The organism is Pedosphaera parvula Ellin514 (assembly GCF_000172555.1).
Lineage (GTDB): Bacteria > Verrucomicrobiota > Verrucomicrobiia > Limisphaerales > Pedosphaeraceae > Pedosphaera.
On sequence record NZ_ABOX02000020.1, the window covers coordinates 70,326 to 88,714 of the forward strand.

Sequence of the window (18,389 nt, forward strand, 5' to 3'; positions counted from 1 at the left end):
AATTAAGACAAAGGTTCAGCAATTGCGAGCACAATTTCTTGAAGGGCTATTTTTGCAGGTATTTCAACGCTGCTTCCGTTCGAGTATGTACATTCAACTTTTCGTAGGTGTTCTTAAGATGATTATGTACTGTCCAGAGACTGATCCCCAGTTCGTGAGCGATTTCCTTATCCAGATATCCTTTGCTCACGCAATTCAAAACCTTAAGTTCGCGGTCGGTAAGATTTGCCATGGCCAGATTTTCCTTCTCCGACGATTCACCGCCAAAAAAGCTCTGAAAATAATTCTTTATCTGAGTGAAGACTTCCTTCGAATCAAGCGCGCCGTGCTTAAATGCTCCAAGAATTGGTTCAAGCAATTCACCTGGTGTGCGCCGCTTAAATATATAACCGGTCCTGACCCCGCTGACCCGAATGAAAATCTGGTCACTGTCCTCATAAATGCCGTAGGTGAAAACTGGAAGCTGCGGAAAGCGTGCCTTTAATTTGTCCACCAACTCCATCGCCCGCATGCCGGGCTGAAGCCGGTTCACGAGAATCATATCCGGATGTCGATGTTCCAGACGGCTTAGCGCTTCCTCGGCGCTGATCCAAATTTCATTGCATTCAAAGCCGGGCTGCCTGTTCAGCCAGAACACAAGGGCTTCCTTAAGTCCCCCGTCCGGCTCCACAATAGCCACACGCCAGCCTTTCTTCCTGGCGCTGCGGGCAGGTGCTGGTGTGTCCGCCTGTTTAGTCTTTTCCAATATGGAGTAAATAGTTGTGTATGTCACTGCAACCGGACTGACTGCCCAAAAAATCGCCAAAGTTATCTCCCGGGAGAATTGCTGGCACGCGGCTTTCCAGCCTTTTTCCACGACTGCCAGATAGATTTTGAGTGCTTGAATGGCAGCTGCTGCCCTATCGTCAGTCCCAAGGGGAAAATAATGGTAGTTTCCTCCGTGTTCGATACGAACGGTCCACTCCCTGCCCGGAGTGAGTTTTGCTTCCGTGTATTTGCACTCGATGAGCCGCTGCTGCCAATAGGCCTGGGAAGCCTTGGACATAGGTTGCTCCAGAATGTCCCCGGTGGGAGGTTGTTTCGAGCGGGCCAGTTTCCTGAGTTGATGAAAATGGATCGCTGTTTCCCAGCCGTGTTCCAAAATCATCCTATGAATCTCCTGAGCCTCCTTCAAGGCCTGGGCACGGGAGCTCGGAAGTAATGAAAATGTCCGGCGCCTGCGCTGGTGCTGAATTTTGACTGACCAGTGTTTCAGCTTTATCCGTCGCCCGTTCCGGGTGAAGGTGTTTTTGAAAATCTGCCCATGCCAAATGCGCCCGGATCCCACAGGTGCTTCTGCCTTTTGTATTAAAGAGGCCTCTTCGGAAAAAGTGCTTGGACGCAGCTTGGACATTGTTGTTTCGCGCAACATAGATGCTTGAAATTTCCCTGCCAAGCTCATTCTGTCCGCGACAGCGCTTCATGGTCCTGGTCGCGCCTGACACTATTTAATGATTGAGGAAACGCTGGCTGTTCGACAGAGTTTCAGTCTGGAAAGTTGCCGTTTAACGGCAATTGGTGCCGGAAATAAATGAACTGATCGAATATTAAACGTGGATTTGTGAAAAAAAGAATTCGAGTTTGTGCGAAGTTTTAGTAACTTCAGTGGGATGTACGCTTTAAATTGCAATCGACCGCCCGTAAGGCACTTTGCTCCATCCTGCTGCTTTAAAATAGAATAATATTTATCATGTCGACTGCCGATTACCACATGCACACTGCGCTCTGCCGCCACGCAGCGGGTGAGCCGATTGATTACGCTGCTCACGCTGTTGCGATTGGACTGACGGAAATCGGCTTTTCCGATCACTCCCCGATGCTCCGGGATGACTTTGACAACTGGCGCATGCGCTTTGATCAGCTGGATCAATATGTGGAGAACGTGCGCAAAGCGCAAAAGGCGTTTCCACAACTCACCATCAAGCTCTCTTTGGAAGTGGATTATCTGCCCGGTCATGAGGATTGGATTCGCAAACTTACAAGCCTTCATCCGTGGGACTACCTGATTGGCTCGGTGCATTATGTTTCGGATTCCTGGGACATCGATAATCCCAGCAAACTCTCCCAATGGAAAAACCGCGATCCTTACGAGGTCTGGACGGCCTACTTCGAACGGTTGACCATGGCGGCGGACTCGGGCCTGTTTGACATCGTTGGCCATGCAGACCTGCCCAAAAAATTTCGCATCTATCCCGAGCGCGATTGCACCCCGCTTTTCGACCGCTTCCTGACCACCGTTGCCCGCAAGGAAATCGCAATCGAATTAAACACGGCAGGGCTGCGAAAGGACTGCAAGGAAATATACCCAAGCAAACAAATCGTCCGGATGGCCAAAGAGCGCAATGTTGCCATCACCTTTGGTTCCGATGCCCATGCCCCAGATGAAGTGGGTATGGATTTCTCCAAGGCTATGGAACTTGCCCGCAGTGTTGGCTATACGCACTGGCGCCGCTTCACTCAAAGAAAGTCGGAGTCTGTCAAATTGTGAGGCAACGACCGCTCGCGTGTCGCATCACATTCATCAAAGAATGGAGGAATCTTTTTACCTTTTAGGGGGAGATGCTCAGACGGGGTGTATTCGCAATTCGCAGTATGCTGAAATAATTTAGCCTTGAGTTAAATCCTGCTAACGCGGGGCAGACGTGTGCTGCTGAAGCCAGGTCACGTCGGGATTGTTGGCCGATGAAACACCAAGCGGAAGCGGGACGTGTGTCACCGGAGGGGTTGTGCGGCCATCCTTCCACCTGTGAATTTCCGCGTGTCCTTCGGCGAAGGCAATGCCGCAGGCGCCGTTATGGTAACTGGCCGGGTAATCAACAATCATTGCGGCGGCATTTATCAGGCCGCATTCCACAGCCATGAGCGGATCGTTGATGCTGTCGGGATGTTCATCCATGAGCACCCAAAGATCGCTCGGGCTGGGTGCGGTGATATCGCTAAACTTGCCGTAAGTGCGCCAAGTGGTTTGGGCATCATTATATGATCCAGGCAGCCAGCCACCGCCGATGGCGGTTCCACGAGGACTTGTGTTCCAACGCGTGCCTACAGAGGAGTTCATGGACATGCTGCGTGCTCGCGGTGCGTTCTTCATCATGCTTTGATCGGCTGAACATTTGTAAGTGGCGGCGTTCGCATTATAGCTGGCCAGCATTGAGTATTGGGGATTTACCAGGATTGCGGTATTCGTAGCGTCGGGGAGGACGTCCATGCTGCCGACGACCCAACTGCGCAAGGTGGTATTAAAAGGTGTGGTATAAGGGTAATCATTCGGGGCCAGGACGTCATTATTATCGTCCGCGTACATGCGCCACGCGAGCATGATCTGCCGGTTGTTGTTCATGCAGGATATACCCTGGCCCTTCATTTTTGCCTTGCCCAGGACAGGCAGAAGCAAGCCTGCCAGAATGGCGATGATGGCAATGACCACCAGCAACTCAATCAGTGTAAACGCCCGGGTTTCGTAGTGGGGTGGGGCCAGGCGCGACCGACGTTTGTTTACGGTTTTCACAAGTGTGGATTGGTATTACTTTATCACCTCCAGAACCGATGACATGTCATGAAAAGTGATGACAGGAGCTGGTTGAGCAGGACATTGGCTGTGAAAGAAGCACCTTATGATCGGCGGGACGGATATACTTAAACACCCATTTTACAGGCGAGTTGTTCTGACTTTCATACTTGGTGTGACAAACGTTCATAATATTCTTTTCCTCAGACGTCTTTCCGAGTAAGAGGAATCAATCGCCACATGAAGGATTTGATTTCTCTGGGATTGGATTTTGGCACCGAGTCGGTGCGTGCGTTGCTCGTGGATTTAAAAGGTCATGAGCGCGGCTCCTCCGTGGTTGGCTATCGCCATGGGCAAATCACACAAAAGCTTCCCGGGTCCAAGAAGAACTTGCTGCCAGATTTTGCGCTCCAGCATCCCCGGGATTGGATCGACAGTGCCGCACGCGCGATTAGACAGGCTTTGCTTTCTGCAAAATGCGTTCCGAGTGAAATTATTGGCATCGGGGTTGATTTCACCAGTTGCACGATGCTTCCAACGAAAAGCGATGGAACACCGTTGTGTTTATTGAAGCAATTTGCTGCGGAACCGATGGCCTGGCCGAAGCTATGGAAACATCATGGAGCCAGGACCCAGGCGGATGCCATTAATGCACTGGCACACGAGCGCAAGGAGCCATGGCTTGCCCATTATGGTGGCACCATCGGCCTTGAATGGTTTTTTCCAAAAGTTCTTGAGACACTTGAAGTTGCTCCCAAGGTTTATGCTGCTGCCGATGTTTGGTTGGAAGCAGGAGACTGGTTTGTCTGGCAATTAGTGGGCGGTTCCGCGAAGGAGTTGGCAAGATCGACCTGCCAGGCCGGCTACAAAGCCATGTGGAATCGCCAGCATGGATATCCTGCTTCTGAATTTTTCCGTGCCATGCATCCCAAGATGGCGACGATAGTTCAGGACAAATTGCCGGGTCGTTTTTTAGCACCAGGCGAGTTAGCTGGTGGATTGTCTGCCAGCATGGCAACGAAATTTGGCTTGCGGCCTGGCACGCCTGTTAGTGCAGCCATCATTGATGCACATGCCGGAGTGCCTGGTGCGGGCGCATCCGAACCGGGAACGTTGGTGATGGTGATGGGAACCAGCAGTTGTCACATGCTTAACAGCGATCGTTTTCAGGCGGTGCCCGGAGTGGCAGGCATTGTGGAGGAAGGCATTCTGCCGGGCATGGTTGGTTACGAAACAGGGCAGGCTGCGGTCGGAGATGCTTTTGACTGGCTGCGACGCACCCTCGGACAAAGCGACTTCTCAGCCCTGACCAGGATGGCGGCCAAAATTCCCGCGGGTTCCGAAGGCGTGATTTGCATGGATTGGTTTAACGGTTGTCGCACACCGCTGATGGATGGCACGCTGTCGGGAGCATTTGCCGGACTCACATTGCGGCATACTCCCGCTCATCTTTACCGCGCGCTTTTGGAAGCTTCAGCCTTTGGGGTAAGGTGGATTGTTGAGTTGCTTCGCGAACACGGAGTGTCGGTGAACCGCTTTGTCGCAACTGGCGGGTTGCCACATCACAATCCTTTGTTGGTGCAAATTTATGCCGACGTTCTTGGTGAATCCATTTCAGTTCCTCCTTCCAAGCAGGGACCAGCACTGGGAGCTGCGATTCTCGGCGCTTTGGCGGCAGGGAAAGCAGTAACGGGCTTTTCAGATGTGGAGGAAGCCATCCGCACCATGGCGGCTCCGCCGCGGATTCGACGGGCCACCTCTACGATCAAACCCCGGCCAGGACAGGTAAAATCCTATAGCAACATCTATCCACGTTATCGTCAGCTAGCGAATATGCTGCAACAACTGAGTCAGGGATGAGCTGACAAGCCAAGGAATTCCTTATACAGACGTGCATATACGCCGTTAGCAGCCAGCAGGGAATTGTGATTGCCGCGTTCGACAATGCGGCCCGCGCCCAACACCAGCACCTGGTCGGCATTGCGGATCGTGCTGAGACGATGGGCCACGACGAATGAGGTTCGCCCGCGCAGGAGAACTTCCAACGCCCTCTGAAGTCTCGCCTCCGTGACGGTGTCGATGGCGCTGGTCGCTTCATCCAACACGAGAATACGCGGGTCAGCGAGGAACGCCCGGGCGAAGCAGACCAACTGGCGTTGGCCCAGCGAAAGCGATGCGCTCTTATCACCGACCGGCGTGGCCAGGCCTTGCGGGAGCGCTTCAATCATATCCACGCAATCCAGCGCCTGCAAAGCTGCCCGCACTTCGCTCTCGGTGGCAGTGGGGCGACCCAACCGAATATTGTCCATCACGGAACCGGTAAAAAGGTAGTTGTTCTGCTGCACGCTTCCCATTTGTGAATGCAAGGAATGACTCGTTACGTCCATTAAATCATGACCGTCGACGAGCACCCGGCCGCGCGAAGGCAGATAAAATTTTTGCAACAACCCGGCAATGGTGGATTTTCCGCTGCCGGTGTGTCCAACCAGGGCAACGGTTTGGCCGGGTTCAACGGTGAATGAAATCTCTTCCAGAACTTTGCGACCCTTTTCGTATTCAAAGTCAACCTGTTGGAATTCAACCTTTCCAAGAATATTGGGCAAAGGCTTTGCGGCAGGTGCGTCCTGCCATTCGGGTTGGAGATCCATCAACCTAAAAAAGCGCTCGGCACCCGCCATGGAGGTAAGGGCTTGATTATATTGATTTCCGATAACCTGGATCGGTTCGAAGAAAAGATTTGCCAGAAAGAAAAACATCACCAAATCGCCGACTTCCATATGCATCCACCCTTGCCAGCGAAGCGCCCCATAACCGCCAAGCCAAGCCATCGCACCCAAAAACAACTGACTCTTCATCTGCAGCAAGGGAATAAACACTGCCGTGGCACGGGCAGCACCGACGTTATTCTCTGCGAGAGAGCCGACCAGTTTGCGAAAGAAGCCGGAATTAATTTCCTGTCGCACGAAGGCCTGCGTTACGCGGATGCCACTGACAGACTCCGCGATGGTTGATGACAAACGGCTCCAACTTTCCTGCACCTTGCGCAATCGATAACTGACCTCCTCCCGATAACGCTGGTTCACCACCCAGATTATGGGAGCGAGCAGAAGCATGATTGCGAAGAGCTTCCAGTTGTAATACGCCATCAATACGGCGGAGCCCAGCATTTGAATGCCTTGCACTATCGAGGCAAACACCACGTCCTGCACGCCAATGCGCACGTTATCAATGTCCGACGTCATTCGACTGATGATGCGGCCGAATTTGGTGCGATTGAAAAAGGACATCGGCATGCCCATTAGTTTATGGAACAAAGCAGAACGCATGTCGTAAACCACGGCTTCACCCAATTCCAATGCAAGCCTTTGACGGAAGTGAAACGTGAACGCGGTCAGGAGAACGAGTGCGAGAAAAACAGCGGAATACAAAACAATTCCATGCTGATCACGGCCGGCAATCGGCCCGTTGATCGTTGCACCAATCATCCAGGCGAGCAGGGGAAGCTGGATACCGCGAAAGAGAGTGCAGAAAAAGAGCCAATTGCGTTTGGCGGCATGCGGCTTCGTGTATGTAAAAATGCGGCGAATCAGGTGAAGACTGAGAGGAGCGCGATCCGATTCGCGGTCTTCGACTGGATTATAATACGTAATTGCTTCCCGGGGATTCTGATGTGCCGTGCCGGCAGTCTCAAGCGACTCCCTGGAGGATTGGGATGAAGATTGCGGGGATGCACTCATGCTGCACTCCTTTCTTCCCTGGCCAAATCCATGAGTTGAAGCACTGCTGCATCCTGGTAGGGACCATGAATATGAGCAAGTTGATCATGGGTGCCTTCCTGAACCAACCGGCCTTCCTCCAGCACCAGTATCCTATCAGCGCGGCGTAACAAGCTGAGCCTATTGGCGACAACGAAAGCGGTGCGTCCCTCCATCGCGTGACGGAGTGCGGAGACAATTTCATGCTCCGTTTTGGCGTCTACCGATGCGGTTGGGTCGTCCAGGATCAAAATGGGAGGCTGTAACAACAAAGCGCGCGCGAGGGCGAGGCGTTGACGTTGACCACCTGACAGGTCGGCGCCGGATTCTCCCAAGACGGTGTTATATCCTTTCGGCAACGCCATGATGAAGTCGTGGGCCGATGCCGCCCTGGCAGCCTGTTCGATTTGATCCTGGGTGGCATAGGGGCTTCCAAAGGCGATGTTCGCGGCGACGGTGTTCGAAAAAAGAAAACTCTCCTGGTAAACGATGCCAATCTGGCGGCGATATTCATCCAAATCAAGATCGCGAAGATCCATTCCATCAATAAGAATGCGCCCTTGCTGTGGATCATAAAAACGAGGGATCAGGCCAAGCAGTGAAGTTTTTCCAGCGCCCGTCATGCCAAAGATGCCAATCACCTGACCTGATTGCGCAGTGAACGAGAGGTTCTTCAACACTGGTGTCTGCGGCACATAGCCAAAGGTAACACCGTCGAATACCAGATTGCCCTTGAGTCGCGAGGGTTTTACAGGGTTGGAATTATTTTCCACTTCAATTGGAGTATCCAGCACCTCAAAGACCCGTTTGGAGGCCGTGAGGCTTTGTTGCACTGAGTTGGCGATGGTTGAAAGGTTGGCCACCTGCCCAGTGAATTGTTGCAACAAACCTGCGAATACCACCAGTCCGCCACCCAATGGAATTCTTCCCTGCACATAAAGCCAGCCACCATAAGCGAACAGGATGACCAGGCTTAATTGAGACAGGAAGTGGGTGATGGGGGTAAAGACGGATAAATCCCAAAATATTTTTTGTTGCTGCGAAGCAACGGCTCGATTGCCTGTTTCGAATTTTTTAATCCGGTCAGATTCTGCCGCAAAACCTTTCACCGTTTGTATTCCCAGAACACTTTGTGAAAAGACCTCGACCAGACCGTCGTATAAATCACGATTCTTTTGGTACCCCGGACGCAGGCGGTTCGAATAATAATGCGTGACCAGTGCGAGTGGTATGGTCACTGAAAGACAGGCCAAGGTCAGCGAGGCCTGGATTTTCCACATGTACAGAAAGTAGGCTGCCAGCGTGATCAGCATGTTTAGTCCTTGCAGGATGACTCCATCCACGAATAAGCGGGTGTTCTGAACGTCACCCGTCAGGCGATTAAAAATGGAACTGGAGCCGTGAACTTCAAAAAAGCGAAAGCTTAACCTTTGAATTTTGGAATAAAGTTTGCCACGCAGTTCGGGAACAATTTTGCCTTGTGTCAGCCGGACGGTGGTCATGTTATAGCTGTAGGTTAAAACCGATCGCAAGACCGCCTGTGCGACGATGGCAAGAGAAAGCGCGGTTACCACATGCAAGGGGGACCAGTTTGCCGGCGGCTTCCAGCCGAACGGATAGGCTGGCGGAACTGCGGTTGGATCGAGGGCGTGCCGGATAACATCAATGGCGGTTCCGAGCAACTGAAGACCGACCAGTCCGAGCAACAACAGTATGATGCTCAAGGCCAGCGAAAGCAGGCAATCGACGCGAAACTGCCATGCCAGCGCCAGCAGACGCCGAAGCAGTTTAGCAGTCGAATAACGACTTTCATCTGTGTGAAGACTTGGTGTGTCAGACATCTTCTCAAATACGCATCCGATTTTGGATGTTCTTACAATAAGCCTTTTAGCATTCTCCGATTATTACCGCGCGGCAAGGGGAGAAACAATTTTTCTCGCTCCCTTTGGAGAAGAACCGTTTTTCCGCAAATCGAGGACTGACAGGGCGTGACCAATAGCACGGGCAACACGCATCTGATTTGAAGAAGAATCGGATTGCTTCTAAAGACCCGGTTATTGCCAGCCATTAAACCTTCCTGCCATGATCAACCTGCTCCAACGCCAATCATGCATTGCAGCAGATAAGGCAGGAGTTGCTTCTTCCTGGAAACGATGCCATCCAACTCCCAGATATGAGGCCCATGCGAAGGGAAGGTGATCCGTTGCTGGAACGCCGTTGATCCCGAAACCAATAGGAGTGAATTCTGGGTGTTGATGTCGGTAACCAGCAGTGCCGCAAAAAACAGCCCGCGACCTTCACAATGACGGTTTAATGCCTCCAGAAGGGAGGCTTGCTTCTCGGCCAGGTGGGAGAAATTAAGCTCTTCAATTTGGGAAACCGTGAAACGCTTGCCGTGTTCTTCGTATTCCTTGCAATCGGCAGTGATCACCTGATCGGGATTCAAGGTGAGCAGGGGGGAGCCGACAGAGAAAATGCGCTCTGCCAACTCAGCGGGATCTGCGTTGGCGATCTTTGAAAGGTGATCGAGCACGCGTGTATCCACTGGGGTAGCCGTCGGAGAAGTCAGGTTCAACGTGTCCGAAATCAAACCTGCCATCAACAGGCCCGCGACATCCGAAGGAATGGGTACGCCCATTTGTTGGTAGCAGAGGGCTACAATCGTGCTGGTGGAGCCCACGGGATTATTCCAGAAGTGAATGGGTGAATCGCTGGCGAAACCTCCGATACGATGATGGTCCAAAATTTCGGTGATGGGCACCTTGTCGGCTCCTTGAACGGCCTGCGATAACTCGTTATGGTCCACCAGTATGAGCCTGGTGCCGGGGGGTTTTAGGAAATCACTTTTGGATAGAACACCCAATAACTGACCATTCTCATCCACGATGGGGAAAATGAAGGAGGCGGAATTGGCAGCCCGTTCCCGCGCCAATTCCAAAGATGTTTCAGGGCTGAAACTGGTGAACGGTTCCAGGAGGTGGTCCGCGCGCACAGCACCGCGTGCCAGGAGCACGGTGGTGGCAGTATCGTAAGGCGAGCTGACGATGGTAACGCCGCTGCCCTTGGCCGCCTCCAATACCCGTTCCTCGACGGCCAAACCACCCGTAACGACTATGGCGCGCACCTTCGACACGATTGCCGCCGTCTGGATATGCTCACGGTCGCCGACGAAAAGCACGATTTTCTTATCCTTCTGGCGCAACATTCTCTGGGAGAAAGTATAAAGATCCATGGCGCCTACCATGAACAGCGTCTCGCTGGCTTCATTGGAGGCTTCTCCGGCGATGACATCGCCTCCGAACGTTTTTACGATACTGGCCAGTGAAGCGTTAATGATGCGCGCCGCTGAAGCTTCTTCGCGCGAAGGAAAGAGATAATGGCTCAACTTGAAGGCCGAAAGCAGCCCAAGGCACCGTTTGTTCCCGTCGATGACCGGCAAGCCGCGCAATTGCTTTTCGGCGATCAACTGGATGGCATCATAAACCGCTGAATCGGCGGTTACAGAGATGGCATCGCGCTGCATTACGTCCGCCACCCGAGGGGAAACATCACTCAAAAAAACGGGGGGCTGGACATGAAATCGTCCCAGCACATAGTCAATTCGGGCATTGGTATTGCCGGCCCGCGCGGCAATCACGTTCGGCACGCCGAGAAGTTGCTTCAGGCGCGCATACCCCACCGCGGCACAGATGGAATCCATGTCCGGGTTTTTGTGTCCAATCACAATTGTCTGCATGTCGCGATATGTATCCCCTCAAATCGGACTTCAATCAAGTCTGGGAAATCCCTATATACCAAATATTTGAATGGGGCCGCGCCGGTAAAACCGGGTTCATGGATGCGACGGCCGGCAATTATTTATCCGCCGAGGACGAACTCAGTATTTCCAAGGCACGCAGAGTGGCTGCGTTGCGGGATTCGACTCCGAGTTTTTCGAAGATATGGAGCAGGTGTTTTTTGACCGTCCATTCGGAGATGCCAAGAATGGAAGCGATGTCGCCGTTTGATTTCCCTTGAGTTACCCACAGAAGCACTTCAGCTTCCCGAGGCGCCAGGCCAAGGGCAAGCAATGGTTCAGAGGAGTCGAAGTTAGGCTTAAACTCGCGCTGGATTTGTTCTTCACGACGACTAAGCCGGGCTGAGATGGCGCCGAGAAGATCGGCTTTCGCCACCGGTTTTGTGAGATAGTCGTCCGCACCCCGGTTCATGCCATTGCGTTGATCGATTTTTTCGCCTTTGGCCGTGAGAAAAATAAATGGTATGGAGGCGGTGGATTTATCCTCCCGCAGAGCCTTGAGCACGCCGTAGCCATCCAGCTCGGGCATCATTACATCACAAAGGATCAGGTCAGGCTTTTCCTTTTTGGCCAGTTCGATTCCCAGGCGTCCGTTCTGGGCGCCGCTGGGTTCAAATTTTTCCAGCCTAAGAATGGTCAGGAGATTCCGGCGCATCTCTGGTTCATCCTCAATGACGAGTATTTTTTTCATTGGCTTCATTGAAAAGTGGCAACCTTACGGTAATTGCTGTGCCTTGGTCGACCACACTTTCTACCTTAATCCTGCCATTATGCAGTTCCACTGAGCGTTTCACAATGACCAATCCCAATCCCGTTCCTGGCAGGTTTGCGGCATTACTGCCGCGGTGGAAGGCTTTGAAAAGCCATTGCTGGTCTGCCTCGGGAATTCCAATGCCTTGATCGCGTACTTGGAAAACCGCATCTTTGCCTTCCTGAGCGACCATGAAATGTACTGGACTGCCAGCGCGCGAATACTTCACTGCGTTGAGCAGGAGGTTCGTGAAAATATGACGCAAAACCCGTTCATCAGCAAAAATATCGGTTGGAAAGGCTTCCATGGTCAGCACAATGGGGCATTGTCCATCCGTGGCGGATAATATCTCATCCTTCAGGCGGCGACAAAAGCTTGAAAGGCTTAATGGTGCAGGATGAAGCTCCATTTTCCCTGCCTCCACCTGTCCAAAAAGCAGGACTTCTTCCATCATTCCAGCCATTCTTTTCGCGTTTTTTGCGATCGATTCCAGATGCTCCTGGCGATGGATGGTTTCGAGTTGGTCGAGGTAGGAATGGAGAATTTCTGCCGAAGACATGATGATGCCGAGCGGGGTGCGGAACTCGTGTGATACCAGCGATACGAAACTGCTCTTTAAGACGCCCAATTCCTTTTCCCGCGCGAGCGCTTTCAATAGTTCGGTCTCGGCCTGCTTGCGTTCCGTAATATCGTTGATAACAGCCTGTATGACCGTGCGACCATGCAAGGGGATTGGAGTAAGGAAGATTTCAGCCGGAAAATCCTTGCCCTCGGGGCGCCGCGCCAGCCATTCGAACCGCGCGCTGCCTTTTTCCAAGGCCGTGCGGATGTGCTTGCGGGCCAGAGATTCTGCGGGTTCGCCATTGGCCTGTATGGGGGCGGAGATATCCCATGGACTTTTTCCCAGCAAATCCTCTTCATTTCCCCGTCCCAACATGCGCATGGCGGCCGAATTCACCTCGAAGATGATATTTTCATCATGCAAGAGTACGCCCTGGCTGGTTGCTCTAAAGAGTGCGCGGTGCTTCTCCTCCGATTCCCGCAACGATCTTTCAGACCGTGCTCTCTGGGCTGCTTCGATGGCCAATGAAATCATGGTTGCAACTGAGGCCGAAAAATCGATTTCCTCAGCCGTCCACTCGCGGCCCGGGCCGATGTGCTCATGGCAGAGAACTCCGACGACGCATCCATGCACCCAAACTGGTGCATCCAACATCGAGCTGATACCCAGGGGTTTTAGATAACTTTCACCGAGAGCGGCGGTAGCTGGATGGGTCAGGACCTGGTTGGCAACAATCGTCTCCTTTGCTCCCAATGCCTTGAAATAGTCCGGGCAGGAGGTTTGGTCCAACCTCATACCTTTGAAAGAAACCTCCACGCCCTTGCGGGCGTTGAGGTAAAGCACCTCACAAATAATGGCGGTATTGCCTTCGCACAAAGACCAGTAGCTGACGCGTGCCACATTGAAGGCTAAAGCGGCCAGGCCACAAATTTTCTCCAGTGCCAGTTCAAATTCGGATTTGTCGAGTTTGGCGAGTTCCAAAAGCATGTTGCGATGCCGCAACACTTGTTCGCTGCGAATGCGCAATGCCTGTTCCGCCTGTTTGCGCTCAATGGCGAGGGCGGTTTGTTCCGCCACGAAGGCCAGAATTCTCTTCTCCTCTTCGCCGTAGGCTTTTTCGTCATGGTAATCCTGCACGACCATTACGCCGAGAGCTTTTCCACGTACCACCAACGGTACGCCGAGCCAGATGGCGGACGGGGTTCCCGATTCCACGTACCAATTACCAGGTTCGATCGGGCCGGGCGGCGGACTGCCTTTAATCTGTCGTTGCAACATTGCGTTCCGGTCTGCCAACAAAGGTTTGCCGGTCTGGAGAACGTAGGCGGACATCCCGTATTTTAATTTTCGAGGTGGTGGTCGTTTATCGACTTCATCCACGTGGTAAACGAAATGATGCATGTCGGTGGCAGCATCGTGGAGCGAGAGGAAAAAGTTGTCCGCCGGCATCAACTCCTTGATCGTGCCATGAATCTGTCTATAGAGACTGTCCAGGTCATTGGCTGTGTGGATGGACTCGGAAATCTGGTAAATTGCCTTTTGAATCCTCTCCTTCCTACGACGTTCGGTATTGTCGGTGACACTGCCGCGGACCAGGTTCCGCCCTTCTGCAGGAAGCCGGACCAATCGAACTTCGCAAGGAATTAAATTTCCAACCGAGTTTTTGTGAATCCATTCAAAAACCGGCGTTTCTCCCGCCAAAGCAGCTGCTATTTTCTCTCGCGCAGCTTCGTCCGAAAATCTGCCATCTGCCTGAACAATGGGACAGAGTGGAGCCAGCCCCAATTTCATCAAGGCTTCCCGTGGATATCCAAATAATCGACAGGCATTTTCATTTACAGCGACAAACAACCCATTATCAAAGTCCAATACGACGATGGCCTCAGGGGCGTTATCCACCAGAATACGGGCTTGTTCTTCGCTCTGTCGGAGCAGGGCTTCGGTTTTTCGATGCTCCGTGATTTCGTTTGTGAGCTGGTTGTTGGCATTCGACAGGGCGGATGTCCGCTCGTTAACCCGGCCTTCAAGTTCCTGATTCAACTGCTGAATGCGGGCTTCCCTTACGGGTTGGGTTACCTTCCGGCTCGGGCGCTTCATCGCGAGCGCCCCGATGATAGCCCCAATAACCCCGCACGCTGCCGGAAGCAACCAGGAAACCGGGTCATTCATCTGAATCGCAAGCAAATACACGGGTGTCATTAAATCATTTCGGACCAGTTCCCAAGGAAGCCAGACGAATGGGAGATCATGCGTCATGCTCTCCCAGCCTGCATGGGTTTTCAGACCAATAAAGCAGTTAAGCATGGCTGATGCACGGGAATGAGTAAATCATTTTTCGTTTGCTGAGAGGGAGATAGCCACGATGGGTTCGGCTCACAGCTGGTAATTACTTGCGTGATTCTGGCAACATGCCGGCAGGTCGAGTTAGAGCGCTAAGTTGATTTCATGTAACTGCGATGGCTGGTGGCTTAATTCCGTTGCAGAGTACCCTGCGTTGATTGTATTAGACTGAGTATGAAGTTTGGAATGTCTGCGGGGAATGTGGAAACCGCCCCGGCCGGTCATCCGGATGAAACACTGATTGAGAGCATTAATTTGCGGCTGGCCATGACCGGTTGTCCCATCTTCGGCCAAAACGAGAGTGGCCGGGTGCCGGGCTTGACGGGGCCGATGTTCGCCCGCCAGAAGGAAACCATCCGGTTGCTGGCCAATTATCTTTGTCCGGCCGATTGGCGAATTCAGAAGTTTCTTGAAGAGTATCTTTATGACGCGGGGCTTTCAGTAAAACTGCCGGCCAGGACGTTTGTTTTGGACAGCGCCGGGCTGGCGCGAGTTTTGTCGTTACCGCCTGACAAGGATGAGTTTATTTCGGACATCACGAGTTCGTATCGTGTAAGGCAGGGAGTGTTGCACAATCCCGCCAAGGACCGGCGTACGACGCAGGGAGTATTCCATATTGCGGAAGGCGGGTTGCCGATTCCGGATGACAAGCTGGCAGTGCCAAAGAGTGTGTTTGCGAAGCTCCTGCAACTGGCATTGCAACCGCCGAAGGAACTGATGCGTCTGCCGTTCACCTCCACGCAGGCAGAGCAGGCGGAATGCTTTGTATCCTTGTTATTGCGACCGATTGTTTGCCCGGAAGTCCCCGGTTTTATTCCGGAGAAATCGATGGAGATTCGATTTTTCGCGCCGGGCAACCTGGTGAGCAATCTTGATTTTGTAGAAACGATTTTTGGAAATGCCGGGGATCCTCTGCTGCCGGAGAATGATGCGGGATTGGATACGGAACATTGGAGCGGCCACACGGGTTGTGTGATTTTGGCGCCGCACCTCGTAAAGGCGAACAAGAAGGAACTTGGGTTGCCACATTGGGACCAGGCCACCGCACGGCAGCGTCGGGACGGAATGTGTTGGAAGAACGAAGCGGAACTTTACAACAACGGCTCGGCTTTCAAGATCACGGCGCGCGATGAACATGGAGTGATCGTCACGCTGATCGCCGACAATTATTATGGGTACTGCAAGAAGGAGGTAAAGACGCAGATCAGTTATGCGGCGAATTTATTCGGGCTTTGCGAAGAAGAACATGCGGGTGGGGCATTGGTTTATCCGAGTTACGACCTGGGCGAGGAATTTTTTACGGACAAGCATGTGCGGCGACGCGGGCATACGCTGGCCGAGGTGGTGGAGCTTTGCGGGGAGGCGATGGAGATGCATCCGGATGGCTACGCCGTGGACAAGCGCTTTCCAGAAATCATTTACCTGCACCACGACGTGCGATTTGATTTGCACAAGCAGACTGTGACATGGCAGACACCGGAGGGGGAGAAGAGCATTAAATTGCTTGCAGATAAAATTTATGTCCGGCCATCCGGCTATCGCGTGCAGATGGAAAAGCCGATGAACCGCGCCTGGCGACTGGTGGGCACGGTATCCGAAGGAACGTTTTGCCATAAACCATCCACCGTTTCGGGTGGTGGAAAATCCGAGATATCCAAGCCCATTACCGACGCCATGTTACAAGGGCCGGTGTTCGTGGCCGATTTCAAGGAGGATTTTAATCACCTATCGAAGCTGTTGCGTCATGACTATTCCAACCGGTTCAAAGACCCGGCGAAGAACGGCATTGATAAGCGCTTGGTATTGAGTCAGGAACGGTCCCTGGGATCAGTCATCAAATTGTTTACTCCTTCGGAAAAGGAATATTCGGCCGAATTCAACGAATGGCTGGCCACAATTCCACAATATGTTCTGGAGTTGTTGTTTGTGGTTAAGAGGTTCTACAAGCCGCAATGGGGTGAGAAGTGGCTGGAGCATTTTGGCGTCGACATCATCAACGGCGTACCTGGCAATGAGTTGAGATATGATAACCGGAAACTGGTCTCGGCCTTTCTGCGCGTCGGTTATGATGTGGATGGTTCGTGGCGCGTTTTCGGGTTGAGGAAGGATTTTCATGAGGCAGCCAAGCTCCAGATGGAAGATGACATCACCGCCTCGATTGTGGTGCCGGCGGCGGGGTTGGAACATTTGAATCCGGAATATTCGAATGCTTCGGTGAAGTTTGTGATGAATTGCGAGGCGCGGTTATTTCAACGGCCGGACGAGGCAATTCACCGCGGTTACGATAAACAAACCGAGAAAGACCTGACCCAGCCGGGAAACTTTCTCTCTAATTTTGAGCCGTTGACCGCCACTGATGCGCGGGCATTGATTGAAGAGGCAACGAGTTTTGTGCAGTACACCAAGCCGATGCAAGACTTGATTTTGGCAGCTGCGAAGGGCGAGGGACCGGACTTTTTCGTTTCCTCCGCGCATCCAAGGATTGTTGATGGGAAGCCATCGAAGAATCCGCGTTATCTCCAGGAACGGACGGATCTGGCAAACCCGCGCGATGCATATCTGACGGAGATGTGCACCCGATTGCAACGGCGATTGCCGCTGGGAGCCCCGGTGCTTACGCCAGTTAATGCCGTGATGCCGGGCCGTCGGAATAATCCGCCCGAGGCAGCGGCGCATATTCGTTCACTGGCGGTTTATAATCCCATTCATTACATGGAGTTGCCGGAACTTTTCATGGAATTTATCTGCAGCATGACCGGTAAATCGCCTTCAACAACGGGAGCGGGATCGGAGGGTGCTTTAACGAAGGGGCCGTTCAATGCCTTGCCGCCGATCATCGATCTGAATGCGGCGTTGGTTTCCTACGCGCTCACCGGTTACGACGCGTTTATATCCGCTGCGGGATATGTGGGGCCGAACGTGCGTGTGGATCATGATGTCAGTTTGTTGATTCCCGAAGTTTGGTGCCGGATGACGCCGGATGAAAGGCGACCCAAATTTCTGATTGAGAATGGTTATTTGGAAAGATGCCAGGACATTGAATTTGGTGGCAACAAGGTGCTGGCCAGCAGGCTTGGTTATCGGATTACGGAGAATTTCGTGCGGACCTTTTTCGGCCGGGTTTTCAACCATCCAAAAGCGGTTTTTACTGACGAGATGTTGCATCCTGAAAAGCAGGATTTGGCAATTTTTGCCGACGGAATGGATAATATCGTGAGCACGCAAAAGCGCGTGGCCGAGAGTTATTTTGCAGATGGAAGCATGGAGATGGCCTGTCCGCCGTTGAAGGCGCTTTTGCATATGATGGTGCACGGCCATTACGAAGGATGGGATGTGAATCATCCTGAGTTTCGAGTATTGTTCACGCGGGATAATGTGCTGGCGAGTAAGTGGTATGCGGAGAGATTGAAAGCCAAGCAAAAGCAAGAGATTCAGCTGTGGCAGAAACATGCTGCCTATTTGAAAGCGTTCCTCCAAAGACCAAATTATGGGGAAGAGGCCGACAGGCTGGGGATCAAGGCGAAGTTGGAATCGGCATGGGATATGTATCACACGGTGAAGTCACCCGAGTATCTGGAGAGGCTGCAAGGGACAATAGGGGTGCAACCGTTGGCGAAAACCAAATGAGTCTCATAAGG

10 protein-coding genes are annotated in these 18,389 nt (G+C 52.6%); 3 read left to right on the forward strand and 7 right to left on the reverse strand.

Going from position 1 to position 18,389, the window contains the following annotated elements; all coding sequences use genetic code 11:
- Positions 1–46: 46 nt before the first annotated feature.
- Complete coding sequence (locus tag CFLAV_RS16290) at positions 47–1,147, reverse strand: response regulator transcription factor (RefSeq protein ID WP_040549096.1); 1,101 nt, start codon at positions 1,145–1,147, stop codon at positions 47–49.
- Between the two features lie 582 nt (positions 1,148–1,729).
- Between CFLAV_RS16290 and CFLAV_RS16300 the strand changes: the two genes are divergently transcribed.
- On the forward strand, positions 1,730–2,527 hold the full coding sequence (locus CFLAV_RS16300) for a histidinol-phosphatase HisJ family protein (RefSeq protein ID WP_007415873.1): 798 nt from the start codon (positions 1,730–1,732) through the stop codon (positions 2,525–2,527).
- 138 nt (positions 2,528–2,665) lie between these two features.
- On the opposite strand, the gene CFLAV_RS16305 is transcribed toward CFLAV_RS16300, so the two are convergent.
- Positions 2,666–3,547: a prepilin-type N-terminal cleavage/methylation domain-containing protein gene (locus tag CFLAV_RS16305; RefSeq protein WP_007415874.1), complete on the reverse strand. Its 882-nt coding sequence runs from the start codon at positions 3,545–3,547 to the stop codon at positions 2,666–2,668.
- A 240-nt stretch (positions 3,548–3,787) separates the two neighbouring features.
- On the opposite strand from CFLAV_RS16305, the gene CFLAV_RS16310 reads away from it, so the two are divergent.
- Positions 3,788–5,407 carry a ribulokinase gene (locus tag CFLAV_RS16310; RefSeq protein ID WP_007415875.1) on the forward strand — a complete coding sequence of 540 codons (1,620 nt, stop codon included), beginning with the start codon at positions 3,788–3,790 and terminating at the stop codon, positions 5,405–5,407.
- On the opposite strand, the gene CFLAV_RS16315 is transcribed toward CFLAV_RS16310, so the two are convergent.
- The 5 genes from CFLAV_RS16315 to CFLAV_RS16335 all read right to left on the reverse strand — a co-directional run bounded on the left by CFLAV_RS16315 (position 5,398) and on the right by CFLAV_RS16335 (position 14,667).
- On the reverse strand, positions 5,398–7,284 hold the full coding sequence (locus tag CFLAV_RS16315) for an ABC transporter ATP-binding protein (protein ID WP_007415876.1): 1,887 nt from the start codon (positions 7,282–7,284) through the stop codon (positions 5,398–5,400). The genes CFLAV_RS16310 and CFLAV_RS16315 overlap by 10 nt on opposite strands.
- Positions 7,281–9,143, reverse strand: coding sequence for an ABC transporter ATP-binding protein (locus CFLAV_RS16320; protein WP_007415877.1), 1,863 nt, complete (start codon positions 9,141–9,143; stop codon positions 7,281–7,283). The genes CFLAV_RS16315 and CFLAV_RS16320 overlap by 4 nt, the downstream gene beginning before the upstream one ends.
- Positions 9,144–9,388: 245 nt before the next feature.
- Positions 9,389–11,038, reverse strand: coding sequence for a putative manganese-dependent inorganic diphosphatase (locus tag CFLAV_RS16325; protein WP_007415879.1), 1,650 nt, complete (start codon positions 11,036–11,038; stop codon positions 9,389–9,391).
- Between the two features lie 118 nt (positions 11,039–11,156).
- A complete protein-coding gene (locus tag CFLAV_RS16330) occupies positions 11,157–11,789 on the reverse strand; it encodes a response regulator transcription factor (protein WP_007415880.1) in 633 nt (210 codons plus the stop codon).
- On the reverse strand, positions 11,767–14,667 hold the full coding sequence (locus CFLAV_RS16335) for a PAS domain S-box protein (protein ID WP_160164597.1): 2,901 nt from the start codon (positions 14,665–14,667) through the stop codon (positions 11,767–11,769). The genes CFLAV_RS16330 and CFLAV_RS16335 overlap by 23 nt, the downstream gene beginning before the upstream one ends.
- Before the next feature lie 258 nt (positions 14,668–14,925).
- Here CFLAV_RS16335 and CFLAV_RS16340 point away from each other — a divergent pair, with 258 nt between their 5' ends.
- Complete coding sequence (locus tag CFLAV_RS16340; RefSeq protein ID WP_007415882.1) at positions 14,926–18,378, forward strand: PPi-type phosphoenolpyruvate carboxykinase family protein; 3,453 nt, start codon at positions 14,926–14,928, stop codon at positions 18,376–18,378.
- The last annotated feature ends 11 nt before the right edge of the window (positions 18,379–18,389 follow it).